Annotated in this window: 23 protein-coding genes; 11 read left to right on the forward strand and 12 right to left on the reverse strand. The window is 70.4% G+C overall.

Annotated features, from left to right (window positions below):
* The first annotated feature begins 32 nt into the window (after positions 1-32).
* The 3 genes from ACZ7J0_RS10965 (at position 33) to ACZ7J0_RS10975 (ending at position 3,408) form a co-directional block, all read left to right on the forward strand.
* Positions 33-194, forward strand: a complete 162-nt coding sequence (locus ACZ7J0_RS10965) for a hypothetical protein (protein ID WP_470886130.1) — start codon at positions 33-35, stop codon at positions 192-194.
* Between the two features lie 79 nt (positions 195-273).
* Positions 274-936: a peptide-methionine (S)-S-oxide reductase MsrA gene (msrA, locus tag ACZ7J0_RS10970; RefSeq protein ID WP_470886132.1), complete on the forward strand. Its 663-nt coding sequence runs from the start codon at positions 274-276 to the stop codon at positions 934-936.
* A 201-nt stretch (positions 937-1,137) separates the two neighbouring features.
* Positions 1,138-3,408: an FhaA domain-containing protein gene (locus ACZ7J0_RS10975; RefSeq protein WP_470886134.1), complete on the forward strand. Its 2,271-nt coding sequence runs from the start codon at positions 1,138-1,140 to the stop codon at positions 3,406-3,408.
* A gap of 34 nt (positions 3,409-3,442) precedes the next feature.
* On the opposite strand, the gene ACZ7J0_RS10980 is transcribed toward ACZ7J0_RS10975, so the two are convergent.
* From ACZ7J0_RS10980 to ACZ7J0_RS11000, 5 genes are all read right to left on the reverse strand, one after another.
* Positions 3,443-4,171 (reverse strand): Imm52 family immunity protein, encoded by a 729-nt coding sequence (locus ACZ7J0_RS10980; protein ID WP_470886135.1) that lies wholly within the window; start codon positions 4,169-4,171, stop codon positions 3,443-3,445.
* Between the two features lie 79 nt (positions 4,172-4,250).
* Positions 4,251-6,623, reverse strand: coding sequence for a Tox-REase-5 domain-containing protein (locus tag ACZ7J0_RS10985; protein WP_470886137.1), 2,373 nt, complete (start codon positions 6,621-6,623; stop codon positions 4,251-4,253).
* 166 nt (positions 6,624-6,789) lie between these two features.
* Positions 6,790-7,149, reverse strand: a complete 360-nt coding sequence (locus ACZ7J0_RS10990) for a DUF1330 domain-containing protein (RefSeq protein ID WP_470886139.1) — start codon at positions 7,147-7,149, stop codon at positions 6,790-6,792.
* Between the two features lie 304 nt (positions 7,150-7,453).
* Entirely contained in the window at positions 7,454-8,719 is a 1,266-nt protein-coding gene (locus ACZ7J0_RS10995) for a L,D-transpeptidase (RefSeq protein ID WP_470886140.1), read from the reverse strand.
* Between the two features lie 280 nt (positions 8,720-8,999).
* Positions 9,000-9,359: a hypothetical protein gene (locus tag ACZ7J0_RS11000; protein ID WP_470886142.1), complete on the reverse strand. Its 360-nt coding sequence runs from the start codon at positions 9,357-9,359 to the stop codon at positions 9,000-9,002.
* Positions 9,360-9,468: 109 nt separating this feature from the next.
* Here ACZ7J0_RS11000 and ACZ7J0_RS11005 point away from each other — a divergent pair, with 109 nt between their 5' ends.
* Complete coding sequence (locus ACZ7J0_RS11005; protein ID WP_470886144.1) at positions 9,469-9,735, forward strand: LAETG motif-containing sortase-dependent surface protein; 267 nt, start codon at positions 9,469-9,471, stop codon at positions 9,733-9,735.
* A gap of 140 nt (positions 9,736-9,875) precedes the next feature.
* Here ACZ7J0_RS11005 and hutH read toward each other — a convergent pair whose 3' ends face one another.
* From hutH to ACZ7J0_RS11030, 5 genes are all read right to left on the reverse strand, one after another.
* Positions 9,876-11,417, reverse strand: coding sequence for a histidine ammonia-lyase (hutH, locus tag ACZ7J0_RS11010; protein WP_470886743.1), 1,542 nt, complete (start codon positions 11,415-11,417; stop codon positions 9,876-9,878).
* Between the two features lie 81 nt (positions 11,418-11,498).
* The gene (locus ACZ7J0_RS11015; RefSeq protein ID WP_470886146.1) at positions 11,499-12,644 is read right to left on the reverse strand and encodes a GGDEF domain-containing protein; all 1,146 of its coding nucleotides are present in this window, start codon (positions 12,642-12,644) and stop codon (positions 11,499-11,501) included.
* Positions 12,645-12,692: 48 nt separating this feature from the next.
* A complete protein-coding gene (locus ACZ7J0_RS11020) occupies positions 12,693-13,487 on the reverse strand; it encodes an enoyl-CoA hydratase/isomerase family protein (protein WP_470886148.1) in 795 nt (264 codons plus the stop codon).
* Positions 13,488-13,527: 40 nt separating this feature from the next.
* Complete coding sequence (locus tag ACZ7J0_RS11025) at positions 13,528-14,667, reverse strand: adenylate/guanylate cyclase domain-containing protein (RefSeq protein WP_470886150.1); 1,140 nt, start codon at positions 14,665-14,667, stop codon at positions 13,528-13,530.
* An 85-nt stretch (positions 14,668-14,752) separates the two neighbouring features.
* Entirely contained in the window at positions 14,753-15,616 is an 864-nt protein-coding gene (locus ACZ7J0_RS11030; protein ID WP_470886152.1) for a biotin--[acetyl-CoA-carboxylase] ligase, read from the reverse strand.
* A 110-nt stretch (positions 15,617-15,726) separates the two neighbouring features.
* On the opposite strand from ACZ7J0_RS11030, the gene ACZ7J0_RS11035 reads away from it, so the two are divergent.
* On the forward strand, positions 15,727-17,328 hold the full coding sequence (locus ACZ7J0_RS11035; RefSeq protein WP_470886154.1) for an acyl-CoA carboxylase subunit beta: 1,602 nt from the start codon (positions 15,727-15,729) through the stop codon (positions 17,326-17,328).
* A gap of 9 nt (positions 17,329-17,337) precedes the next feature.
* Positions 17,338-17,544 (forward strand): acyl-CoA carboxylase epsilon subunit, encoded by a 207-nt coding sequence (locus ACZ7J0_RS11040; protein ID WP_468708052.1) that lies wholly within the window; start codon positions 17,338-17,340, stop codon positions 17,542-17,544.
* Positions 17,545-17,613: 69 nt separating this feature from the next.
* Here the strand turns inward: ACZ7J0_RS11040 and ACZ7J0_RS11045 are convergent, their stop codons facing one another.
* Positions 17,614-18,963, reverse strand: coding sequence for an MFS transporter (locus ACZ7J0_RS11045; protein WP_470886745.1), 1,350 nt, complete (start codon positions 18,961-18,963; stop codon positions 17,614-17,616).
* A 168-nt stretch (positions 18,964-19,131) separates the two neighbouring features.
* Here ACZ7J0_RS11045 and ACZ7J0_RS11050 point away from each other — a divergent pair, with 168 nt between their 5' ends.
* The 3 genes from ACZ7J0_RS11050 (at position 19,132) to ACZ7J0_RS11060 (ending at position 20,742) form a co-directional block, all read left to right on the forward strand.
* Positions 19,132-19,758, forward strand: a complete 627-nt coding sequence (locus ACZ7J0_RS11050; protein ID WP_470886156.1) for a TetR/AcrR family transcriptional regulator — start codon at positions 19,132-19,134, stop codon at positions 19,756-19,758.
* Between the two features lie 75 nt (positions 19,759-19,833).
* Positions 19,834-19,962: a morphogenic membrane protein MmpB gene (gene mmpB / locus ACZ7J0_RS11055; protein ID WP_468708055.1), complete on the forward strand. Its 129-nt coding sequence runs from the start codon at positions 19,834-19,836 to the stop codon at positions 19,960-19,962.
* Between the two features lie 174 nt (positions 19,963-20,136).
* Positions 20,137-20,742: a nucleoside triphosphate pyrophosphatase gene (locus ACZ7J0_RS11060; RefSeq protein WP_470886158.1), complete on the forward strand. Its 606-nt coding sequence runs from the start codon at positions 20,137-20,139 to the stop codon at positions 20,740-20,742.
* An 11-nt stretch (positions 20,743-20,753) separates the two neighbouring features.
* Here ACZ7J0_RS11060 and ACZ7J0_RS11065 read toward each other — a convergent pair whose 3' ends face one another.
* Entirely contained in the window at positions 20,754-21,212 is a 459-nt protein-coding gene (locus ACZ7J0_RS11065; RefSeq protein ID WP_470886160.1) for a hypothetical protein, read from the reverse strand.
* 443 nt (positions 21,213-21,655) lie between these two features.
* Between ACZ7J0_RS11065 and ACZ7J0_RS11070 the strand changes: the two genes are divergently transcribed.
* On the forward strand, positions 21,656-23,410 hold the full coding sequence (locus ACZ7J0_RS11070) for an acetyl/propionyl/methylcrotonyl-CoA carboxylase subunit alpha (RefSeq protein WP_470886162.1): 1,755 nt from the start codon (positions 21,656-21,658) through the stop codon (positions 23,408-23,410).
* A gap of 118 nt (positions 23,411-23,528) precedes the next feature.
* Positions 23,529-24,104 carry a TetR/AcrR family transcriptional regulator gene (locus tag ACZ7J0_RS11075; RefSeq protein ID WP_470886164.1) on the forward strand — a complete coding sequence of 192 codons (576 nt, stop codon included), beginning with the start codon at positions 23,529-23,531 and terminating at the stop codon, positions 24,102-24,104.
* Positions 24,105-24,175: the final 71 nt, after the last annotated feature.

The raw sequence follows: 24,175 nt of genomic DNA on the forward strand, positions 1-24,175 counted from the left end.
CCCGTAACCGCGGTACCGGCGCCACCCCCGAGGTGTCCGACCTGGTCGACGCGCTGACCGCCGACGTGGCGGCTGCCGACCCCGCACACCCCCGGCTGCGCGAGGTCCGGCTGCTGCCCCCCTGGAAGTACTTCGACGGCCCGGCCGCGGCCTATGTGGCGGCCCGCGACAAGGCGGTGGCCAAGGCGGGCTGACGCCTTCAGTGGGCAGGAATGCGGGGGTCGGTCCGTACGTTGTGCCGTACGGACCCACTCCCCGAGGAGGAGCCCCCGCATGTTCCTGTCCCGCACCCCCGTGCTCCCCACCCCGGACCAGGCCCTGAAGGGCCGTCCCGACCCCGAATTCCAGGTCCCGTCCCGCCACACGGTCCTCGGCAACCCGCTCCTGGGTCCGTACCCGGAGGGTCTGGAGATCGCGGACTTCGGCCTCGGCTGCTTCTGGGGCGCCGAGCGCACGTTCTGGCGGACCGAGGGCGTCTGGACGACGCTCGTCGGCTACCAGGGCGGCTACACCGTGAACCCGGCGTACGAAGAGGTCTGCTCGGGCCTGACCGGCCACACCGAGGCCGTCAGGGTCGTCTTCGACCCGAAGGCCGTCTCGTACGAGAGGCTCCTGAAGCTCTTCTGGGAGTCGCACGACCCGACGCAGGGCTTCCGCCAGGGCAACGACGTGGGCACCCAGTACCGCTCGGCGCTCTACACCCACTCCCCCGAGCAGGCGGCGGCCGCGGCGGCGTCCCGCGAGGCGTACCAGAAGGTCCTGACGGGCTCCGGCCACGGCACGATCACGACGGAGATCCTCCCGGCCGAGGGCCGTGCGTTCTATCCGGCGGAGCCGTACCACCAGCAGTATTTGGACAAGAACCCCGGGGGCTACTGCGGCATCGGCGGCACGGGCGTCTCGTGCCCGATCGGCGTGGCGCCGGCGGCGGACTGATCGCGAAGAGCATCACGCAGGGCATCACCGAGGGGCGGTTCCGCTACGGAACCGCCCCTTCGCCGTCTGCCGCCGCAGCCAATCCGGTGAATTGTGGCGACACACCGCAACCTTCCACTACGTACGGCTATAGATGCACTATTCGCCATACCTTCGCCCCATCCGTCTGCATCGCGGACAGATAGCGCCCCGGAGGCTGTAGTGGGAACGCTGGGCAAGCTCGAACAGCGATTCGAAACTCTGGTTAACGGCACCTTCGCGAAAGTGTTCAGATCCGCGGTCCAGCCGCTGGAGTTCGTCGGCGCCCTCCGACGTGAGTGCGACGTGAACGCCCGAATATGGAGCCGGGACTGCACCATCGCACCCAACGGCTTCGTCGTCGAACTCAGTCCGGCCGACCATGAGCTGCACAGCGCGTGCCTGGTCATGCTCGGCGAGGACTTGGTCGAGAAGGTGCGCCAGTACGCCGTCGAACAGCGCTACTCGTTCGTCGGTCCGCTGAAAGTCCAATTGCAGCGGTCGGAGAAGCTGAAGGCCGGTCAGTACCGCGTACGCAGCCGACTGGAAGTACCGCCCGAGGTCCAGCAGGCCCTGCAGGCCGGCCGGCGCCACCGTGTCACTTCCGCGTCGCCGGCCCGGCCGGTCGTCGGAAGGGCCGGGGTCCGACAGGCGCCGGCGCACGTCCTGCGCGGAGAGAAAATGGTCCTGGGCGCGGAGGACTTCCTATCGATCGGCCTTTCCTTCGACGAGAACGGCAGGTTGGTCCGCTCGGTCCCTCCGATTTCTCTCAGCGCGCAGGCGAAACCCCTCCCCCTCATCGAGCCCCTGCCGCATCGCGCGGGCATCGCCGTCCTGCCGGGTCGCGACATACGCGCCCTTCCCGTCGGCGGAAGGCGCGGACGGCCGGCCCTCGGCCCCACCGACGGTCAGGCACACCCCATCCATGGGGGTACCGGCCGCCAGGAAACCGCAAGGCCGCCCGATCCGCAGGCCCAGAGCCTCCCCGCGGACCAGTACGGACGTCACGCCGACCCTCTGCCCGAGGAACCCTCCCCCTCACTCCCGAAAGGACACCTCGTGAAGAAGAACCGCAACAAGCGCGCTGGAGGGCCCGCACCCGCAAGGCGCAGGACCTTCGCCAACGAGCCCGGCTTCAAGCCGGACCGGCGCGTCCCTGACAGGAGCGAGGCAAGGAGCGAAACCAGGGCCGAGGTCACGACGGAGGTCATGGCGGAGGTCAACACGCCGAAGGAGCCCCTGACCGACACACGGGCGGCCGCGGAGTCCGTACTCCGGGACGACATGGCGGAGAACCACGCACCGGCGCCCCCGAGGAACGGGCTCGGCACAGAGCCCCTCGCCTCTCCCTACCTCAGGGGCACGCAGCTGTCGGGTTTCGCCGGTGGACCGCCGCCGCACGCCCGCCCGCCGGCGCACCACGGCGCTGGAGCCCGTCCGGCTTCTGAGTGGGGCGGCCGCGGCGGAGGCCTCGGCCAGAGCGCGGCCGCCGAACTCTCCTCCGAACGCCTGCTGCGCCACCGGCCGAAGGAGCGCCGAAGCCTCAGCTGGTTGCGTGTGGGCGGAAGGACCGCCGAACGGGAGCGTCTGGAGAAGCTGGCCATCCTGCGCACGCCCGTGATCGAGTGCCACAAGATCGCCGTCATCAGCCTCAAGGGCGGAGTCGGCAAGACGACCACCACGACAGCCCTGGGCGCGACCCTCGCCGTTGAGCGCCAGGACCGGGTGGTGGCGATCGACGCCAATCCGGACGCGGGCACCCTCAGCCGCCGCGTGCACCGGGAGACCAGTGCGACCATCCGCGACCTGGTGGCCGACATCCCGAACATCACCAACTACATGGCCGTACGACGCTTCACGTCCCAGTCCCCGAGCGGCCTCGAGATCCTTGCCAACGAGGTGGACCCGACCCTGTCGACAGCGTTCAACGACGAGGACTACCGACAGGTCGTCGGCTGCCTCGGACAGCACTACCCGATCATCCTGACCGACTCCGGCACCGGGCTGCTTCACAGCGCGATGCGGGGCATTCTCGACTTCGCCGACCAGCTGATCGTCGTCACCACGCCCAGCGTGGACGGCGCGACAAGTGCCAGCACCACCCTGGACTGGCTCAACGCCCACGACTACGAGGACCTCGTCGACCGGAGCATCACCGTCGTGTCCGAGGCGCGCAGGGCAAGCAAGCTGGTGAAGGTGAGCGAGGTTCTGGACCACTTCCGTGCCCGCTGCCGGGGCGTGGTGGTGATTCCGTTCGACGAGCACCTCGCAGCGGGTTCGGAGATCGACCTGACGCAGATGAAGGAAAGGACCCGCGAGGCCTACTTCGAGCTGGCGACGCTGGTGGCGGCGGACTTCCCCCGCACCCAGCCGGACGCCGCGAACTGGGCCGCCGCGCATGCCCACTCGGGATACACCGCGGCCAGCCTGTTCGCCGCGCCCGCCTGGGGCTGATCGACGGAAATCGTCACGGCTCCGTTCCCCATCGTCAGAACGTGGACCGGTCAAACGGCACACCAAGCGGTTCCAGAGCCCCGGCCGCCCGCAGTTCCGTATTGACCTCGATGATCGTCTCGTTGGTCGGTGACTCCACCCCACCCCGCGTGAGGTCGATGACCAGCCCACCTGCCGCGGTCCGGGTGTATGTCCCCGGCAGCCCGGCGGGCGCCAATTCCGCGCGCCGGGCGGAGAGATAGACCGCCCGGCCGCAACGGGGATCGGAGTTCTTCAGGTCGAAGTGGCCGGACACAGCCCGGTACTGGGACCGGCTGTACACCTGCCCGGCGTCGACTTCCCACGCATCGGCGATGACATGCAAGATCTCGGGAGCCCGCCGAATCACTTCCGCGTCTTCGTCCACCGTGCGGGAGCGAAATGTGATCGAGATCGAATTGGTGATGTACGGAGACGAGCCGCCCGCATGGATTGCCGAGGTCACGTTCGGCATTCCGTAATTCTGTGCCCACAGAGACGTCGTATAACCGACCACGTCCAAGTCCGGCCCAGTGTTTTTTCGCTCGATGTAATCGGTCAGCGCAGGAACCGACGGCAGGAGCAGAGGATCGGAGGGGCGACCTTCATCCGCCTCGCGCCAATCATGGAACGTCACTCCATCAACACGGTTGAGCCCCTCGAGCGTGGCAAACCATCGTTCGGCGATGGACTGCACACCCTCTTCCCGCGTACCCCAAAGACCGTTGACACCAACATCAAGCACGAGGCTCTCCTCAGGCTTCGGCGCCGGCTTCTCAGCGCCCTTGTTCAGCGATCAGCACGCTGCGTTCAGCACTCCGGGATCAGCCCTTGACATCCCCCGGAGTGTTGATCACCTTAACGTCGATACCCCTGTCTTCGAACAGGAGCCTCGCCGCCTCGGCGACGTCCGGGTCGGAGAGGTGCCATTCGACCGGCTTCCCCCGCGCCGCGTCCACTTGCCGAGTAGCCTGATCCGCCCACCGGTCTGCGATCTTGTTCTGAAGCAGCCCGGTCTCGGCGTTGTAGAAGTTCTCGCCTCTGTACCCGTACTTTGCCTCCAGGTAAGTGCCCCTCGCGGAGTCCCATCCGTCGAAGTCCACGTCCTTACCCTTGAGCTTGTCGAGCGGGACCTTGTATTCCTTCCCACGTCCCACCTTGGAGATCTGCTCCTGGTAGCGCGCACCCATTTCCGTCGGGTAGTTCCACACGCCGGGCTTTACCTTCGCCCACGCCCCGTCACCCTTGTCCTTGAGACCGGCCCGCGGGTTCTTGAGATCCTTGTACCACGCTGGCTTCGGGGTCTTCTTGGCCCGTTCGAACTCCTTTTTCCGCTTCGCGGCGGCGGCAGCCTTCTTTGCCTCGTCGGCTTGCTTCTGTGCCTCTTCGGCAGCCGCCTTCTTCTCGGGGTCTACCTCGTCGCACGTCTTCTCCAGCAGCACGACAGGAACCGACGTACGCACCGCGGCCACGACACCCGTGCCGGCACCCGGGACGCCCAGGCTCGCGCTGCCACCGCCGTACGGAACGCGTGAACCGGCGCTGCCGGCGACCGTGCAACCGGCCAGCCCTGCCTCGTCCGCGGCATCGTCCGCGTGCTCCTGTGCCTCCTTGGCGGCCTTCTCGGCGCCCTCGACGTCGCCGGCCTTGGCTGCCTTCTTCGCCTTGGCGGCGGCTTCCGAGGCCTTCTGGGCCACCTCACCCAGCCTGCCGAGCTTCCCAAGCTTGCCGAGTTTTCCGAGCTTGCCGACCAGCTTGGCTTCGCCGTACCCGGGGATAAAGAGCGACCCGATGTTCCAGAGACCGGTGCCGATCGCTTGACCCTCGTTGCCCTCCTTCCACATGTCACGGACTTCATCGCCGATGAACATGTCGTCCACGACCTTCAGACCGGTGGAGCCGGACGCCGTGGTCCAGTCCCATGCCGCCCCGAAGTAGTCGCCCTTGGACCACTTGTCGGACGCGCCCTTGGAGTCCTCGACCCACTTGTCGCCGAGGCCCTTGCCGTAGTCCTTCAGCCCGTTCCATGCCTTGACGGGGTGCCTGATCGTGTCGAACGTCCCAGTGACGTCGCCCCAAAAACCGTCGGCAGCCAGCCCCTTGAAGAAGCCACCCGTCTGATGTCCGGCGCAGGAGAGGAACGCGCCGAAGCCGGAGGTGCAGCTCTCGTCGTCCTTCTCGTCCTGAGCCTGATCGCCGCCGTCTGTCCCCTCGGTGGCGTCCACGTCGTCGCCGCCTTCGTCAACCTGGATGGCTGTGGTACCGCCGTCAGAGCCACTGGACCCGCTACCCCCACCGGAGCCAGAGGTCCCTCCAGACCCACTGGCTGCTCCGGAACCCTCGGACCCGGTGGACCCGCCGGACCCAGTCGACCCCCCGGACCCGACGGAGCCAGTGGAACCGCCGGACGCGGTCGAGCCTCCCGAGTCCGACCCGGCCGAACCCGATCCCTCGGCGTCCGACCCACCGGAATCCGTACCGCCATCGCTGGAGTCCGTCCCGCCGGTGTCGCCACCGTCCTGAGCCACCACGTCGTCGCCACCCGGTGCGGGGCACGCGCTTCCGGTCAGCTCGCAGAGCGCGCTCCGGATCCCACCGGTCAGTTGCCCCCCGATCCCAGTCGCCATCAGACCACCGATGATGGCCACGACGACCAGCACCAGACCCAGGTACTCCAACGCGGTCTGGCCCCCGTCCCGGCGCCACGTGATCATGCGCGCGATACTGAACGGCCGGTGCTCCACCCTCTGTTCGGGCCCCAGTTCGAACCAGTCACGCGAACTGGGCCGGAACAGCAGTACCGCCACGGCGACGGGCAATACCAGCTGCGTCACCCCCTGTCCGCTGCCGGAGCCCAGAGTCGCGAAGGCGCCGAGGAGCAGCCACAGATGTACGGCCAGGAGTCCGCGCCAGACGCGGATGCCGCCCGTCCGTACATACAGAGACAGGACGAACCCGATGACGCCCGGCAACGCCGCGTACAGCAACAGTCCGAGCAGCTCGCCATCGACAGCGTCGAGCGATGAGGCGAGGGTCAGTACGCCGACGTATCCCACAACGGTGAACACGAAGAGCGCCCGAACGAGGAACAGCACCGCTTGCAGAGCCCTTGGAAGCGACCTCCTGCCTGGCGGGGCGGGTACGGCGCCGTCACCGCCGCCGCCGGCCGCACCCGCGAAGCCCCCTATGCCAGACACGACAAGTCCCCCACCCAGTCGGCGTGCAGCGACAGTTCAGCCACTCCACTCATCCGACCACGAGGCCACCGCTGGGGCATGGGCCCCAGGGCCCACTACCGGCCCAAAAAGTTCAACGCCGCGCCCGCCCGGTTCCGTACCCCCAACTCGCCCTGCCCACCCGGCGCTACCGGCTCAGGCGCCGCCGGGCGTCCCGTAGTGCGGTGGCCGTGGACGCCGGGTCGTAGGCCGGCGGGACCCCGTCGATCAGCAGCACGTCGCCGCCCATGTGCCGGGTGCGCAGCGGTATCAGCTTCCGGTAGGCCTCGGAGTCGTACCAGCCGCGCGCCCGGTCCATCGAGGGGAAGCCGATGATCACCAGCGCTCCGGGCCACTCGCCCTCACGGACCTCGCGCTCGGGGGCGCCGTGGACCAGGAAGCGTCCGCCGAAGGGGTCGAGGGTCTTCTGGATGCGCTCCATGTAGAGGAAGACCTCCTCGTCCAGCTCGGCGGCCGGGTGCAGATTCCCGATGGCGTAGGCGCTCATGAAGTCCTCCTCGTACAGGCGCTGTTCGGACGTCTCGATGCTGCCGGGGAGCGGGGAGGGCGTCGATTACCCGCCGGGTAATCCCGTGGTGCGGGCGGGGGCCGGGCCGCCGAGGTGGTCGGATCGTCGAGGCGCGGAGGCCGTGCTCGGCGCAGGGTCGCTGCGGCCGCCGGCGCACCGGGGCGTGGACGAGGCGGCGGCCGTACGGTGACACGCGGCGGCGGCCCCCTCGATCACCGAGGGGGCCGCCGCCGCGTGTGTCAGATCAGTGCCGGACCGCCGAGGCCCCAGGCCTCAGAGGGCCTCAGACCGCGGAACCGGCCTTCCACTGCGCCCAGTCCAGGTTCCAGCCGTTGAGGCCGTTGTCCGGCTTGATCGTGGCGTCCTTGGAGTTCTTGACGATCACGACGTCGCCGACGATCGAGTTGTCGAACAGCCAGGCGGCCATCTGCTTCGGGTCGCCGGCGCCCTTGACGTCGTTCAGGCCCACGCAGCCGTGGCTGGTGTTGGCGCTGCCGAAGATCGAGTCCGGGCCCCAGTAGTTGCCGTGGATGAACGTGCCGGAGGTGGACAGCCGCATGGCGTGCGGGACGTCCTTGATGTCGTACTCGCCCTTGCCGTCGTCGTCCGTGAAGCCGACGGTGGCGCCGTTCATCCGGGTCTCCTTGAACTTCTCGGAGATCACCATCTGACCGTTGTAGGTCGGGTTGTCCGGGGAGCCGGCGGAGATCGGGATGGTCTTGACCGTCTTGCCGTCCTGGGTGACCGTCATGGTCTTGGTGGCGACGTCGACGGTGGAGACCTGGTTGCGGCCGATCTTGAAGGTGACCGTCTTCTGCTGGACGCCGAAGACGCCCTTGGCGCCCTCGACGCCGTCCAGGTTCAGCTTCAGCGTGACCGTGGAGCCCTCGACCCAGTACTGGTCGGGGCGGAAGTCGAGGCGCTGCTGGCCGAACCAGTGGCCGACGACCTCCTGACCGCTGCTGGAGGTGACCGAGATCGCGGACTGCACGGCCTTCTTGTCGGTGATCACCTTGTTGAAGTTGATCGAGACCGGCATGCCGACGCCGACGGTGGAGCCGTCCTCGGGGGTGTAGTTCCCGATGAAGCTGTTGGCCTTGGAGACGGTGGCGAAGGAGGAGTTCTCGTGGGCCTCGCGGCCCTCGGTGTCCTTCGCGGTGGCGGCGATCTTGTAGCTGGTGGCCCGGTCGAGCTGCTCGCTCGGCTTCCAGCTGGTGCCGTCGGCGGCCATCTCGCCCTTGACGGGCTTGCCCTCGGCGTCGGTCAGGGTCACCTGGGTGAGCGTGCCCTCGGTGACGGTGACCTTGACATCGTTGTTGATGCCCGTGTTGTCGGCGCCGTTCTTCGGCGTGATGACTATTCGGGCCTTCGAGGTCTCCTGCGCGGCGGCCTTGTCTATCTGCGCCTGCGACTTCTTCGAGCCTTCGGCGCTGCTGCCGCCCTTGTCGCCGTCACTACAGGCCGAGAGCACCAGCACTCCGCCGAGCAGTGCGGACGCGACCGTGAGGGCCCTGCGCCGCTTGCTGTCCGTCATCACACGCTTCTCCATGATCGCCGATTCCCTGCCAACTCTTCCTACAACACCCATAACAACCCGAGTGGTTCCTCATGTGTCCCGGATGTGGGGAACAACACTGACCGACGCACCACCGGAAGCGGTGGTTCCCGGTGTAAGGGACCGGCCACGCACGGTGGCCGCAAAGGGGCGGGCCCCGGGACCCCGCCGACGAAGACGGTGGCGTCCCGGGGCCCCGGCGCAGGTCAGCGCGGTGCGCTAGGGCCGCCCGAGGCCGCCGCCGGTTTCGCGGCCGCCGCCGTCGGCGCTGTCGTCATCGGGCGTCACCGTCGTCGTCGGTGTCGAGGGTGTCGTCCGTCTCACCATCTTCCTCGTCCAGGTCCCACTCCTGGGCATCGGGGTCGTACTCGATCTGCTCGCTGCTCCACGACGCCTGGACGAGCTCGACGCCGGGCACCTCGCTGACGAGGTCGAAGGGCTCCACGAGATAGGCGAGGGCCTCCGCCTCGTCCTCGCGCACGGCGGACCGGGCGTGCGCCCGCTCGTCCTCCGGCATGTACTCGTCGTCGCCGATGCGGCCGAGGGCGGCTTCGGTGAGTGCCTCGGTGTCGTCGATCTCCAGTACCACTTCCACCCGAAGTCGCACATAACGTGATGTCTCAGAAGTGCTCATACGACGGAGCGTAGTTCTCGCTCCGGTCGCGACTTTCCTGCGACCCGCTGTGTTCATTAGCATCGGCGGACACGCCAATTCCCGGTTGCCGCAAAGGGGATCGAATTCTGTGTCCGCACGCCGACCGCTGCTGACCGCCACCGCCGCCGGAACGCTGCTCTGCGCGCTGTGGTTCGTCCCCTCGGCCAACGCCACGGACGAGGACCAGCGTGAGCGACAGCCGCGAACGGTGGCCGAGGCGCAGGTGGAGGGCCTGAGACTGGCCGAGACCGGAAGCGTGAGCACGACTCCGTACCTGATCGGCGGGACGGCGTTCCTGGGCGTCGGGGCCGGATTCGTGACGCTGGCGATGCGACGGGCCGGACGACAGAGCTGAGAGCCGTACGCGAAAGGGCCGCCCGCGTGTCGCGGGCGGCCCTTTCAGTGTGTGAGCGCGTTCGTGTGTGAGCGCGTTCCGTGTGTGAGCGCGTTCCGTGTGGGGCGGGTCCGAGGCGTCGGACGCGCCTTCGAGTGGCGTCAGGCCAGCGGGCCGGTCACCGGCTCGACGGCGGCGAGCAGCTTCCCTTCCCGGACGAAGGCGTCGGCGGCCTCCAGGTCGGGGGCGAGGAAGCGGTCCGGGCCGGGCCCCTGGACGCCGGCCGCGCGCAGCGCCGCGATGGCGGCCTTGGTGGCCGGCGCGGGGGTCAGCCCCCGGCGCAGCTCGACGGCGCGGGTGGCGGCGTACAGCTCCACGGCGATGATCCGGTTGAGGTTGCCGATCGTCGTGCGCAGCTTGCGCGCGGCGGACCAGCCCATGGAGACGTGGTCCTCCTGCATCGCCGAGGACGGGATGGAGTCGGCGGAGGCCGGGACGGCGAGCCGCTTCATCTCGCTGACCAGCGCGGCCTGGGTGTACTGGGCGATCATCAGGCCCGAGTCGACGCCGGCGTCGTCCGCGAGGAAGGGCGGCAGGCCGTGGCTGCGGTTCTTGTCGAGCAGCCGGTCGGTGCGGCGCTCGGCGATGGAGCCGAGGTCGGCGGCGGCGATGGCCAGGAAGTCGAGGACGTACGCGACCGGGGCGCCGTGGAAGTTGCCGTTGGACTCGACGCGGCCGTCGGGCAGCACGACGGGGTTGTCGACGGCGGAGGCCAGCTCACGGTCGGCCACGAGGCGGGCGTGGGCCATGGTGTCGCGGCCGGCGCCGGCGACCTGCGGGGCGCAGCGCACGGAGTACGCGTCCTGGACGCGCGGGGCCTCTTCCTCCTGGAAGTGGCCGGTGAGACCGGAGCCCTCCAGCACGGCGAGCATGTTGGCGGCGGAGGCGCCCTGGCCGGGGTGGGGGCGGATGGCGTGCAGCTCGGGCCGCAGGACCTTCTCGGTGCCGAGGAGCGCCTCCAGGGTGAGGGCGGCGGTGATGTCGGCGGACTTGTAGAGCTTCTCCAGGTCGGCCAGCGCCATGATCAGCATGCCGAGCATGCCGTCGGTGCCGTTGAGGAGGGCGAGGCCCTCCTTCTCGCGCAGCTCGACGGGTGCGATGCCGTGCTCGGCGAGGAGCTCGCCGGCGGGGCGCACGGTGCCGTCGGGGCCCTCCGCGTCGCCCTCGCCCATCAGGGTCAGCGCGCAGTGGCTGAGCGGCGCGAGGTCGCCGGAGCAGCCGAGGGAGCCGTACTCGTGCACGACGGGGGTGATCCCGGCGTTGAGGACGTCGGCCATGGTCTGCGCGACGGCGGTGCGGACACCGGTGTGGCCGGACGCCACGGTCTTCAGCCGCAGGAACATCAGCGCGCGCACGACCTCGCGCTCGACGCGCGGCCCCATGCCGGCGGCGTGCGAGCGGACGATGTTGCGCTGGAGCTGGGCACGCAGCTCATGGCTGATGTGCCGGGAGGCGAGCGCCCCGAAGCCGGTCGAGACGCCGTACACCGGCTCGGGCTTGGCGGCGAGGGCGTCGACGATGGCCCGGGAGGCGGCGAGGGCGTCGAGGGCCTCCTGCGAGAGCTCGATCCGGGCGCCGTGGCGGGCGACGGCGATGACGTCCTGTGCGGTGGTGCCGGACGTCCCGAGCACGACTGTGTGCATATCCATATTCAGCAGCGTACGGACTGAATCCCAACGTGTCACTAGTGCTCCGCGCCACGGACCCTTACGACCGCCCGCCGCTCACACCTCCGGGGGCGGCGGCGCGTCACGGAAGGTGCGCCGGCGGTCCCGGTGGGGCGGGGAGTCCGCCAGGCGGATGACCGCGCCGTCACGGCCCGCCACGACCGGCTTCGCGGAGCGGGCCGCCTTCGCGCGGTACTGGGCCGCGTCCGCGAGGCGGAACAGACGGCGGGCCGAGTGGACCGGGCCGATGGGGTCGCCCGTGGAGGCGATCCCGCACGCCACACCCTCCCCGTGCTCCAACTCGCCTGCCCTGACACACAGTTCGTCCGCGACCCGGACCACCTCGTCGGACGACGGGCCCACCGACAGCAGACAGAACTCGTCCCCGCCGAGCCGGGCCGACAGCGCGCCCGGAAGCATCGCGCCGCACCGGGAGAGCACCGAACCGAACCGTTCGAGCAGCCGGTCGCCGACCGCGTGGCCGAGGGTGTCGTTGACCCGCTTCAGGCCGTTCAGGTCGCACACGACGAGGCTGACGACCGAGCCGTCGGCCCGGTAGCGCTCGATCGCCTCGTCGAGGCGGGTGTCGACGGCCCGCCGGTTCGCGAGCCCCGTCAGCGGATCGGTGAAGGCCAGCCTGCGGACCTCCTCCAGCCGCTCGGCCTGCGCGATCCCGGCCGCGACCACCGACGCCAGGACGGTGACGAAGTCCGCGTCCTTCCGGTCGAAGACCGGTTCGCCCGCCCGCCGGGCCACATACAGCTCGCCCCACGCCCGCCCGTGCAGCACGATCGGCGCGACGACGCAGCAGCCGCGGCCCCGGCGGCGCAGGGCCGCGACACGGTGGTGGCTGTAACCGTTCTCCCCGGCGGTGACATCGCCGTCCGCCGTCTCCACCCACGCGTCGGGCTCACCGCCGCCCGCCCACTGCTCGTGCAGAAACTCGGTGATCTCGGGAAACTGGTGCACGGGATAGGTCTCGGAGTCCGGAAACTCCTCCTCCCCCGGCGCGCGTTCGCCCGCGTTGACCAGCACCCTGAGCCGGCCCAGCTGCCGCTCCCACACCGAGAGCGCCGCGAAGCTGCCGCCCAGCGCGTCCCGGACCCCGAGCGCCGCGGCCCGCCAGAACTCTCGCGGGGTGTGCGCCGCCGCCGTCGCCTGCGCCAGCGCCACCACGGCCCTCAGCCGGACATCCTCTCCCATTCCCTTAGCTTAGGGAGCTTTTGTCCGTTTTTACTCCTCAGCCCCTTCTCACTCGCCGGGCCACTGCGGCTTCCGCTTCTCGTTGAACGCCGCCACGCCCTCGGCGCGGTCCCCGGAGAACGCCACCGAACGCCAGGCCGCGTCCTCGACCTCCAGGCCGGCCCGCAGGTCGAGCCCGTGCCCCAGCCGCATGGCGCGCTTGGCCGCCCGCAGCCCCACCGGAGAGTTCGCCGCCATCCGGTCGGCCAGTTCGAGGGCCGCCGTCCGGGCGTCCTCGGCCAGCTGGTCCACCAGACCCAACTCCCGTGCCTCGGCCGCCTCGACCCGGCGCGCGGTGAAGACCAGTTCGGCCGCCCGGGCCGCACCGACCCGGCGCGGCAGCAGCTGCGTACCGCCGCCGCCCGGGATGACACCCACCGAGACCTCGGGGAGTCCGACGACCGCCGTGGCGTCGGCCACGATCACGTCGCAGGAGAGCGCCAGCTCGAAGCCGCCGCCGAGAGCGAAGCCGTGGACGGCCGCGACGGTCGGCATCGGCAGCTCCAGAACGCCGGTGTACGCGGCGCGCGCGGTCGGCCGCTGGCGTACCAACTCAGCGTCGGAGAAGGAATTGCGCTCCTTGAGGTCCGCGCCGACGCAGAAGGCGCGCTCGCTCGACGAGGTGAGCACCGTGACCCGTACCGAAGAGTCCGCGGCGAGCGCGTCGCACGCCGTCCCGATCGACCGGGCCATCTCGGAGGAGACGGCGTTCATCGCCTTGGGCCGGTCGAGCACCAGCTCCGCGACATGGCCCTCCCCATGACGCCGGACGACGACGAATTCTCCGTACCGCTGCTCCGACATGACTCATGCCCTCCCGGTGAACGAGCTCGGTTAACGAGCGTTATCCGGGGATCTTAGGCTCCCGCCGCTTCAGCAGCCAGGGTTCCACGACACCCAGACCGCGCACCGGCCGCTGCCACATCGGCTGGAGCGCGAAGCGGTACGACGGAGGCTCCTCGCCCTCCTTCTCCGCGCGCGCCGCCTCCTCCGCGACCTGCGCCTCCGACACCGGCGCCTCGCCCGTACGGGACAGCTCCTCAGCCAGCGCCCCGTCCACCAGGACCGCGTCCTTGGGCGCTATCGAGGTGAGCCGGCTCGCCAGGTTCACCGTGGTGCCGAAGACATCGCCCATCCGGGTCGTGACCGTGCCGAAGGCGATGCCGACCCGCAGGGCCGGCATCGTCTCGTCGTGGGAGAGCGTCTCGATGAGCCGCAGCGCGATCTCCGCCGCCGTGCCCGCGTCGTCCGCCGCGTAGAGGACCTCGTCACCGAGGGTCTTGATGAGCCGGCCGCCGTGCGCGGCGACCAGGTCCGCGCAGGTGGTCTCGAACGCCTCGACCAGCTCGCCCAGTTCCTCCTCCTCCAGGCGGCGGGTGAGCCGGGTGAAGCCGACGAGGTCGGCGAAGCCGACGGCGAGACGCCGGTCGACCATCTCCTCGTCGTCGGCGGCCTGGACGACCCGGCCGGTCGCGGCGGCGAGCTGACGCCGCCACACGTAGACGAGGAACTCCTCCAGCTCGGGCAGGAGCAGCTCGACCAGCGGGTAGGTGACCTCGGTGCGGGTCATGCCCGGCTCCGGAGGCTCGGTCAGACCCTCCAGGAAGGAGTCGATCTGCCATTCCGCCAGCCGGGCGGTGGTCTGTCCGGTGGACCGCGCCACCTGCACCGCCATCGGCTCGCTCAGCAGCCCCGCCTCGACGAGGCCGGCGAGCCGCCGCAGGGCGAGCACGTCCGCCTCGGTGAGCGCCTTGGCCTGACCGATGTCGGCGAAGCCCATGGCCCGCCAGAAGCGCGAGGCCAGGTCCATGGAGACGCCGGCGGTGCGGGCGGCCTGGAACGGCGTGTAGCGGCGGTCGGCGCCGAGGATGAGCTGCTCCAGGCGGATCGCCAAGGGGTCGTCGCTCGGCTCGGCCGTGTGGTCGACAACATGGTGGGGGGTGGGGTGCTCGGACCCGCCCGAATTCGTGTCGTCGACGGTCACCGGCCGCCTCCTGCCCGTTCCCTGCGCACTGCCCTGCCGATCTGTCGCTGGATCGCGGTCCACGATACGGCAGGTGTGCCGTAGCTCACGTCCCCGCGCCCTCCTCCGTCCGCAGATGGACGATGTCGCCGGCGCCGACGGCCTCCGTGCCGCCGCCCTCGGTCGCCACGACCAGACGTCCGTCCCCGTCGAGGGCGACCGCCTCGCCGACGAGGGTCCGCTCGCCCGGCAGCTCGGCCCGAACGGCGCGGCCCAGGGTCGCGCAGCCGGCCGCGTACGCCTCCTGGAGCCCGGAGGCCTCGGGGTCGCCGTCGACCGCGTTCCACGCCTCGTACCAGTGCTCGAGCGAGCGCAGGACGGCCCGCAGCAGGGTGTCGCGATCGGTGGAGACCGCGTTCGCGAGGGCCAGGGAGCCCGCGCCGGGGACGGGGAGTTCGTCCTCCCGAAGGGTGACGTTGATGCCGATGCCGACGACGACGGAGTCCGCGCCGACCCGCTCGGCGAGGATGCCGCCGGCCTTGCGTTCCTCGCCGCCGACATTCACCAGCAGGTCGTTCGGCCACTTGAGGGAGAGGTCGGCGCCGGCGGCCTTCGCGAGGCCGGTCGCGGCGGCGACTCCGGTGAGCAGCGGGAGCCATCCCCAGCGGTCGCCCGGAGCGTCGGGCTTCAGCAGGACGGAGACGAAGAGGCCCGAGCGCGCGGGCGCCGTCCAGCTGCGGTCGAGCCGGCCGCGCCCCTCGGTCTGCTCCTCGGCGACGAGGACGGCCCCGGGGCGCAGCTCCGGGGCGCGGGTGGCGAGGTCGGAATTGGTGGAGCCGGTCGAGGTCACGACGTCGAGGGAGCTCCACAGACCGTCCGGCCGCACCAGCGCGTGGCGCAGCGCGGAGGCGTTCAACGGGGGCCTGTCGAGGTCGGACCAGCGGCTCTCGGGCGCATTCTGTGGCGTCATGCAAGCCAGCCTAGGTGTGGCAAACACCGCACTGCCGAACCGTATCCACGCCGATACGCTACGGGTCAGTAGCCAACGAACCCCGTGACCAGGCAGGGAGCCGCATCCCGATGTCCGAGCCGGCAATGCCCCAAGAGATCGACATTCACACGACCGCGGGCAAGATCGCGGATTTGCAGCGCCGTATTCACGAGGCGACGCACGCCGGCTCCGAGCGTGCCGTCGAGAAGCAGCACGCGAAGGGCAAGCTGACCGCGCGCGAGCGGATCGAGCTGCTCCTCGACGAGGGGTCGTTCGTCGAGCTCGACGAGTTCGCCCGGCACCGGTCGACCAACTTCGGCCTGGAGAAGAACCGCCCGTACGGAGACGGTGTCGTCACCGGCTACGGCACGGTGGACGGCCGCCCGGTCGCCGTTTTCTCGCAGGATTTCACGGTCTTCGGCGGTGCGCTGGGCGAGGTCTACGGCCAGAAGATCATCAAGGTGATGGACTTCGCGCTGAAGACGGGCTGCCCGGTCGTCGGGATCAACGACTCCGGCGGCGCGCGCATCCAGGAGGGCGTCATGGCCCTCGGCATGTACGGCGAGATCTTCCGCCGCAACACCCACGCGTCGGGTGTCATCCCGCAGATCTCGCTGGTCGTAGGGCCGTGCGCGGGTGGCGCGGTCTACTCCCCGGCGATCACCGACTTCACGGTGATGGTCGACCAGACCTCGCACATGTTCATCACCGGACCCGATGTCATCAAGACGGTGACGGGCGAGGACGTCGGCTTCGAGGAGCTGGGCGGCGCCCGGACGCACAACACCACCTCGGGTGTGGCGCATCACATGTCGGGTGACGAGAAGGACGCCATCGAGTACGTCAAGTCCCTTCTCTCCTACCTGCCGTCGAACAACCTCTCCGAGCCGCCGGCCTTCCCGGAGGAGGCGGACACCTCGGTCAGCGACGAGGACCGCGAGCTGGACACGCTGATCCCCGACTCCGCGAACCAGCCGTACGACATGCACACGGTCATCGAGCATGTGCTCGACGAGGGTGAATTCCTGGAGACCCAGGCGCTGTTCGCCCCGAACATCGTCACCGGCTTCGGCCGGGTCGAGGGCTTCCCGGTGGGCATCGTCGCCAACCAGCCGATGCAGTTCGCCGGCTGTCTGGACATCAACGCGTCCGAGAAGGCGGCGCGTTTCGTCCGCACCTGCGACGCCTTCAACGTCCCGGTGCTGACCTTCGTGGACGTGCCCGGGTTCCTGCCCGGTGTCGACCAGGAGTACGGCGGCATCATCCGGCGCGGCGCCAAGCTGATCTACGCGTACGCCGAGGCCACGGTCCCGCTCATCACGGTGATCACCCGCAAGGCGTTCGGCGGCGCGTACGACGTCATGGGCTCCAAGCACCTGGGCGCCGACCTGAACCTGGCGTGGCCGACCGCGCAGATCGCGGTGATGGGCGCGCAGGGCGCGGTGAACATCCTGCACCGCCGGACCATCGCGGAGGCGGGTGGCCCCGAGGAGACCGAGGCGACCAGGGCGCGGCTGATCCAGGAGTACGAGGACACCCTCCTCAACCCCTACACGGCCGCCGAACGCGGCTACGTCGACGCGGTGATCCTGCCGTCCGACACGCGCGCGCAGGTCGTGAAGGGCCTGCGTCAGCTGCGTACGAAGCGGGAAAGTCTGCCCCCGAAGAAGCACGGCAACATTCCCCTCTAAGGAGCCGTAGTGATCAAGGTCGTACGAGGAAATCCGACGCCGGAGGAGCTGGCCGCCGCACTGGCGGTGGTTCAGGCGCGGGCAGCGGCGTCCGCGTCGGCGGGGGCCGGCGCGCCGCCGGTGCCCGAGGAGTGGTCGGCTCCGGACCGGATCGCGCGCAGCACGCGGCCCCGGCCGGGACCGAGGTCGTGGGCGCGTTCCTACTGGCCCGTGTAGCGACGTGAGGAAGCCGGGCCCCGTGTGCGGGGGGCCCGGCTTCTTTCGCGCCTTCTCCTCCTCGCCTCGCTATCGGCGGGGCCGGAGGAAGTAGCCGGCGAGCAGCGCCCCGGCCAGGACCAGGCCGGCGTTGACGAGGACGGCGAGACCGATGCCGTCGAGCACAGCGCCGGAGGTGACGACGACGGCGCTCATGATCGGCGTGCCCATGGTGATGCCGATCTGCTGCGTCATGGTGGCCAGTCCGGTGGCCATGCCCTGCTCGGAGTCGGGCAGCCCCGAGGTCGCGGTGACCATGAAGCCGACGATGGCGAGCATGTTGCCGATGCCTCCGGCGAAGGTGGCGCCCAGCAGCAGCCACAGCCAGCCGCGATCGTCGCCCAGGGCGTAGAGGGAGACCGTGGCGACGGCCTGGAGGAGGCCTCCTGCGACGAGCGCGGCGCGGCTTCCGTACCGGCCGATGACCCGGGCCGCGTAGACCCCGCCCAGGATGGTGCCCGCTCCGAGGACGCCGAAGGAGAGCCCGGCGGCGAGCGGCGAGAAGCCGAGGACCTGCTGGAGGTAGAGCGTCATCAGGAAGACCAGCGAGGTCTCGGTCACGAAGGCGATCAGCCCGGCGAGGTTGCCCCAGACGACGGTGCGGCGCTTGAGGATGCGTACGGGGACCAGGGGCGAGGCGGCCCGCCGCTCGACGTACCAGAAGGCGGCCAGCAGCGCCGCGCCGACGGCGAGGGCGGCAAGGGCCACCGGGTCGCCCCAGCCGTGCTCGCCGGCCGCGGTGAGGCCGTAGACGAGGGCGAGGAGCCCGCCGGTGACGGCGACGGCACCGGGGATGTCGAGCCGGGGCCGCTCGGCGGGCCGGTGCTCCTTGATGACGGCGGGTGCCACGACGACGACGGCGAGGGCGACCGGCACGTTGATGAAGAAGGCCCACCGCCAGGAGAGCAGATCGGTGAGGACGCCGCCGAGGATGGCGCCGGTGGTGAAGCCGGCCGACATCAGCGCGCCGTTGAGCCCCAGCGCCTTGTCCCGCAGTGGGCCCTCGGGGAAGGAGGAGGTGAGAAGGGAGAGCCCGGCGGGGGTGACGGCGGCGGTGGCGAGGCCCTGGGCGACGCGGGCGATCATCAGCATCTCCGGGCCGGTGGCGAGTCCGCCGACGAGGGAGGAGATCCCGAGGAGCGCCATCCCTCCGAGGAAGAGCCTGCGGCGACCGACGATGTCGGCGATCCGGCCGAAGAGGAGGGTGAAGCCCGCGGCGGCGAGGGCGAAGGCGGTGGCGATCCACTGCAGGTTCGCGAGGGAGAAGCCGAGGCCCCGGCCGATCACCGGCAGCGCCACGTTCAGGATCGAGAAGTCGACGGCCAGCATGAACTGGGCCACGAGCAGCACCACGAGGACCAGCCGCATGCGCCCGTCCATGCGGGAGGTGTCCGCCCTTTCCTGTCGCCCTCCTCGTACGCCGGTGCCCCTGTCGGTGTCGACGACCGTCATGACCCCACCCCACTCTCCGCCCTAATGGGCTTCGCGTTCCGTTAAGATGAGAGGACCGTAGCAGAGTCCGAGCCGTAAATGGAACAGGAGTCCCGTTTGAACGCCGAACCGTTGACCCCGCCCGGCACCGTGCGCCCCGGCGGACGGACCGCCAAGGTCCGTGCCGCTGTCCTCGAAGCCACCCAGGAAGCCCTCGCCGCGCAGGGCTTCCACGCCCTGAACATGGATCAGATCGCGGCGGACGCGGGCGTCGGCAAGACGACCGTCTACCGGCGGTGGGGCTCCTCCGTGGGCCTGATCGCGGATCTCCTGCGGGACATGGCCGACCAGTCGCTGCCGTCCTCCGACACGGGCAGCCTCGAAGGCGACCTGACCGCCAACGCCGGACTCGTACTGAAGACGCTCACCGACCCCCGGATGTCGGCCGTCTTCCGCGCCGTCATCGCGGCCGCCGCCTGCGACGAGGCGTGCGCCACCGCGCTGAACGGCTTCTACGCGACCCGCCTCGCCGAGTGGGCCCCGGCCGTCACCCGAGGAATCGCCCGCGGCGAGGTCCCGGCCGGCACCGACCCGCTCGAGGTCCTGCGCGCCGTCTCCGCGCCCCTCTACTACCGCTTCATGATCAGCCGCGAGCCCCTGACGGAGGCGGACGCCCGGCGCGCCACGGCGGCCGCCCTGACGGCGGCCACGGCGGGTGTCCTCTCCACGGACACCACGCCGTAATTAGTCCGTTGGCACCCCGGTGCCTGAGTACGAGTACTCAGGCGCCGGGCCCGGGCCGCCAGCAGGATCGGGAGCATGCTCTGGTCCGACCCGAAGAACGAACCGCCCAAAGAGATGCGGGACATGCAGGCGATGCTGCGCCGCGCGGGAATCCTGCTGGCCCTGGCGATGGTGGTCGCGATGTTCGTGGCGGGCATGCGCTGAGCCCGGGCCCAGCCGGGCACGGACCCCGCCCCCGCCCGTGCGCTGAACCGCGGCCTGGAGCAGCGGCGTTCATGGCGGCCATGCGCTGAAGCCGGGCCCGGAGCCGGCACGGACCCCGCCCCCCGCCCCCACCGCGATTCCCCCGGCCGGGCGGCGCTCGTTACCCTGCCTCACATGACTGCCGCCGCACGCCGCCTCGTCCTCGCCTCCGCCTCCCCGGCCCGGCTGAACCTGCTCAGGCAGGCCGGCCTCGCCCCCGAGGTGATCGTCAGCGGGGTCGACGAGGACGCGCTCACCGCGCCCACTCCCGCGGAGCTCGCGCTCGTGCTCGCCCAGGCCAAGGCCGAGGCCGTCGCCGCACGGCCCGAGGCGGCCGGGGCGCTGCTCATCGGCTGCGACTCCGTACTCGAACTCGACGGCGAGGCACTCGGCAAGCCGGCCGACGCCGAGGAGGCCACCGCCCGCTGGAAGGCGATGCGGGGCCGTGAGGGCGTCCTGCAGACCGGCCACTGCGTGATCGACACGGCCACCGGCCGGCGGGCCTCCGCCACCGCCTCCACCACGGTCCGTTTCGGCGAGCCGACCGACGCGGAGATCGCCGCCTACGTGGCCAGCGGCGAACCCCTCCATGTGGCCGGCGCCTTCACCCTGGACGGACGCTCGGCGCCCTTCGTGGACGGCATCGACGGCGACCCGGGCAATGTGATCGGCCTTTCGCTTCCGCTCCTGCGCCGCCTGCTCGCCGAGGTGGAGATCTCGATCACCGACCTCTGGCACTGAGCGGCGCTCGCCTACGCCGGAGCCGCGACCTGGTCCCCGGGTCCGGTGCCGGACCCCGTCTCGTCGGTGCCCCGCGTCCCGTAGGCCACCAGCGTCAGCACGATCAGCCCCAGCACCACCATCATGTACACGAAGACGGTCCAGCCCAGCAGACCCACGGCGACGGCGCCCAGCACCCCGTGGACGACCGCGCACCCGATCAGCAGGATGCGGACGGGCCGGGCCGGGGCGCGGTCGCGCAGACCGGTGGAGAAGACCGCCAGGGCGCACAGGGCGAGGAAGAGGCCCGAGACGATGCCCATCACCCAGGTACCGGTCACCATCGCGTCGGGGTCCAGACCGTCCAGCGACATCGTCTGCGCGTCCACGAACCGCGCCATGATCCCGTTGATCGCCACGATGCCCCCCGCTTCCAGGAGCAGCACGAACGCCGTGACGAGTGCTATCGGTCTGCGGGCCACGTGGGCCACCCCCTGAAACCTGCGTTACCTGCAGTACGGACGACGACCCGCAGGCTACTAACGGGTAAACCTTCGGACAAGGGTCCGGACCGGCCTGATCCACCGGCAAAGAATCATTGAGCCATTCGTAGGGACTCCACAAAGAAACACCGCCGCCCGCTGACCGGCCCAACAGAGACCTTGGCCACACCGCAGAGTTACTGTGCAGTCAACGAACCCTGCGTACCGTGGTGCCACAAGGGATTTCGCAAGCCGAGCGAGTCCTGAATCACGCTCCGTGTGGGGAAGCTCACCATTGGGGACGGGTCGTAAGGCCGTGTCGGCTGTCCCTAAACTCAGCGTGTTCTGGGAAGTCATCGGCGCGGTGACCCGTCGAGCACCCTGGCTCGGGTGGATCCGGCCGGGGGTCCGGGGGTCGATCCCCCGGAGAAAACTGCAAGGAGGGAGCCATCGTGCGCAAGGTGCTCATCGCCAACCGTGGCGAAATCGCTGTCCGTGTCGCCCGTGCCTGCCGGGATGCCGGGATCGCCAGCGTAGCCGTCTACGCCGACCCGGACCGGGACGCACTGCATGTACGCGCGGCCGACGAGGCGTTCGCCCTGGGCGGTGACACCCCGGCCGCCAGCTATCTGGACATGGCCAAGGTGCTGCAGGCCGCGAAGGACTCGGGGGCGGACGCGATCCACCCCGGATACGGGTTCCTTTCCGAGAACGCGGAGTTCGCCCAGGCCGTGCTCGACGCCGGGCTGACCTGGATCGGCCCGCCGCCGCAGGCGATCCGCGACCTCGGCGACAAGGTGGCGGCCCGTCACATCGCGCAGCGCGCCGGTGCCCCGCTCGTCGCGGGCACCCCCGACCCGGTCTCGGGCGCCGACGAGGTCGTCGCGTTCGCCCAGGAGCACGGTCTGCCGATCGCGATCAAGGCCGCCTTCGGTGGCGGTGGCCGGGGCCTGAAGGTCGCCCGGACGCTGGAAGAGGTTCCGGAGCTGTACGACTCGGCGGTCCGCGAGGCCGTCGCCGCGTTCGGCCGGGGCGAGTGCTTCGTCGAGCGGTACCTGGACAAGCCCCGCCACGTCGAGACCCAGTGCCTGGCCGACAGCCACGGCAACGTCGTCGTCGTGTCGACCCGTGACTGCTCGCTCCAGCGCCGCCACCAGAAGCTCGTGGAGGAGGCCCCCGCGCCCTTCCTGAGCGAGGAGCAGAACGCCCAGCTGTACGCCGCGTCGAAGGCCATCCTCAAGGAGGCCGGCTATGTCGGCGCCGGCACGGTGGAGTTCCTCGTCGGTGCCGACGGCACGATCTCCTTCCTGGAGGTCAACACGCGTCTCCAGGTGGAACACCCGGTCACCGAGGAGGTCACCGGTATCGACCTGGTCCGTGAGATGTTCCGGATCGCCGACGGCGAGGAGCTCGGCTACGGCGACCCGGCCGTGCGCGGGCACTCCTTCGAGTTCCGTATCAACGGCGAGGACCCGGGCCGCGGCTTCCTGCCGGCCCCCGGTACGGTCACGACCTTCGACCCGCCGTCCGGCCCCGGTGTCCGTCTGGACGCGGGTGTCGAGTCCGGCTCCGTCATCGGCCCGGCGTGGGACTCGCTCCTCGCCAAGCTCATCGTGACGGGCGCGACGCGTCAGCAGGCCCTGCAGCGCGCGGCGCGCGCCCTGGCGGAGTTCAAGGTGGAGGGCATGGCCACCGCCATCCCCTTCCACCAGGCCGTCGTCGTCGACCCGGCGTTCACCGCGGACCCCTTCCGGATCCACACCCGCTGGATCGAGACCGAGTTCGTCAACGAGATCAAGCCGTTCTCGACCGGTGTCGCCGACGCGGACGAGGACGAGAGCGGCCGCGAGACGATCGTCGTCGAGGTCGGCGGCAAGCGTCTCGAGGTCTCGCTGCCGTCCTCGCTCGGCATGACCCTCGCGCGTACGGGCCTCGCGGCCGGTGCGAAGCCGAAGCGCCGCGCGGCGAAGAAGTCGTCGGCCGCCGCTTCCGGTGACACCCTGGCGTCCCCGATGCAGGGCACGATCGTCAAGGTCGCCGTCGAGGAGGGCCAGGAGGTCAAGGAGGGCGACCTGATCGTCGTCCTCGAGGCGATGAAGATGGAGCAGCCGCTGAACGCGCACCGCTCCGGCACGGTCAAGGGACTCACGGCCGAGGTCGGCGGGTCGGTCACCTCCGGCGCGGCGATCTGCGAGATCAAGGACTGACGTCCGGCCGCGCCGGCGTCACGTACGCACAAGGGGCCCGCAGGCCGGACAGCCTGCGGGCCCCTCGGCGTAGGCACGATGGCATCCTGGAAGGAGCCGGAGGGAGGAGGCCGTGACCATGGCGGGTACGACGGGTGTGACGCGGCCCATGCGTGCCGACGCGCGCCGCAATTACGAACGGCTCGTCGACGAGGCTCGCGCGGCCTTCGCGGAACACGGCACGGACGCCTCCCTGGAGGACGTGGCGCGCCGCGCGGGCGTCGGGATCGGCACGCTGTACCGGCACTTCCCCAACCGTCACGCGCTGATGAACGCGGTCTTCCAGGAGGCCCTGACGGCCCTCCTCCAGCGCTCCCGCGACCTCGCGGCGGCCGAAGAGCCGTGCACGGCCCTGGTGGAGTGGCTGCGCGCCATCGTCACTCATGCGAGTGAGTACCGGGGCTTGGCCCGGGCGCTCATGTCGGCGTCGTACGACGAGAGTTCGGCGCTCTCGCAGTGCAGTGTGCCGATGCGCGCGGCGGGCGAGCGCCTGCTGGTGCGTGCCCAGGAGGCGGGCGCGGTCCGCGCGGACGTGTCGATCGGCGATCTGATGCAGCTGACGAACGCGATCGCTCTGGCGGCGGAACAGAACCCGGCTGACCGCGACTTGGCGGACCGACTGCTGGCCCTGACCCTGCGGGGCCTCAAGCCGTAAGACCGCAGCGGTGCCCGGGCTGAAACCGGCCGGTGCGACGCGGCTCCACGGCCCCTCCCGCTCGCGAGCCC

The sequence above is a fragment of the Streptomyces sp. NPDC038280 genome (genome assembly GCF_055600045.1).

What these genes read in the sequence shown, in the direction of transcription:
- msrA (WP_470886132.1), top strand. Translation starts at nt 274, where the DNA reads ATGTTCCTGTCCCGCACCCCCGTGCTCCCCACCCCGGACCAGGCCCTG.
- ACZ7J0_RS10990 (WP_470886139.1), bottom strand. Translation starts at nt 7,149, where the DNA reads ATGAGCGCCTACGCCATCGGGAATCTGCACCCGGCCGCCGAGCTGGAC.
- ACZ7J0_RS10995 (WP_470886140.1), bottom strand. Translation starts at nt 8,719, where the DNA reads ATGGAGAAGCGTGTGATGACGGACAGCAAGCGGCGCAGGGCCCTCACG.
- ACZ7J0_RS11000 (WP_470886142.1), bottom strand. Translation starts at nt 9,359, where the DNA reads ATGAGCACTTCTGAGACATCACGTTATGTGCGACTTCGGGTGGAAGTG.
- hutH (WP_470886743.1), bottom strand. Translation starts at nt 11,417, where the DNA reads ATGCACACAGTCGTGCTCGGGACGTCCGGCACCACCGCACAGGACGTC.
- ACZ7J0_RS11015 (WP_470886146.1), bottom strand. Translation starts at nt 12,644, where the DNA reads ATGGGAGAGGATGTCCGGCTGAGGGCCGTGGTGGCGCTGGCGCAGGCG.
- ACZ7J0_RS11020 (WP_470886148.1), bottom strand. Translation starts at nt 13,487, where the DNA reads ATGTCGGAGCAGCGGTACGGAGAATTCGTCGTCGTCCGGCGTCATGGG.
- ACZ7J0_RS11030 (WP_470886152.1), bottom strand. Translation starts at nt 15,616, where the DNA reads ATGACGCCACAGAATGCGCCCGAGAGCCGCTGGTCCGACCTCGACAGG.
- ACZ7J0_RS11035 (WP_470886154.1), top strand. Translation starts at nt 15,727, where the DNA reads ATGTCCGAGCCGGCAATGCCCCAAGAGATCGACATTCACACGACCGCG.
- ACZ7J0_RS11045 (WP_470886745.1), bottom strand. Translation starts at nt 18,963, where the DNA reads ATGGACGGGCGCATGCGGCTGGTCCTCGTGGTGCTGCTCGTGGCCCAG.
- mmpB (WP_468708055.1), top strand. Translation starts at nt 19,834, where the DNA reads ATGCTCTGGTCCGACCCGAAGAACGAACCGCCCAAAGAGATGCGGGAC.
- ACZ7J0_RS11060 (WP_470886158.1), top strand. Translation starts at nt 20,137, where the DNA reads ATGACTGCCGCCGCACGCCGCCTCGTCCTCGCCTCCGCCTCCCCGGCC.
- ACZ7J0_RS11075 (WP_470886164.1), top strand. Translation starts at nt 23,529, where the DNA reads ATGGCGGGTACGACGGGTGTGACGCGGCCCATGCGTGCCGACGCGCGC.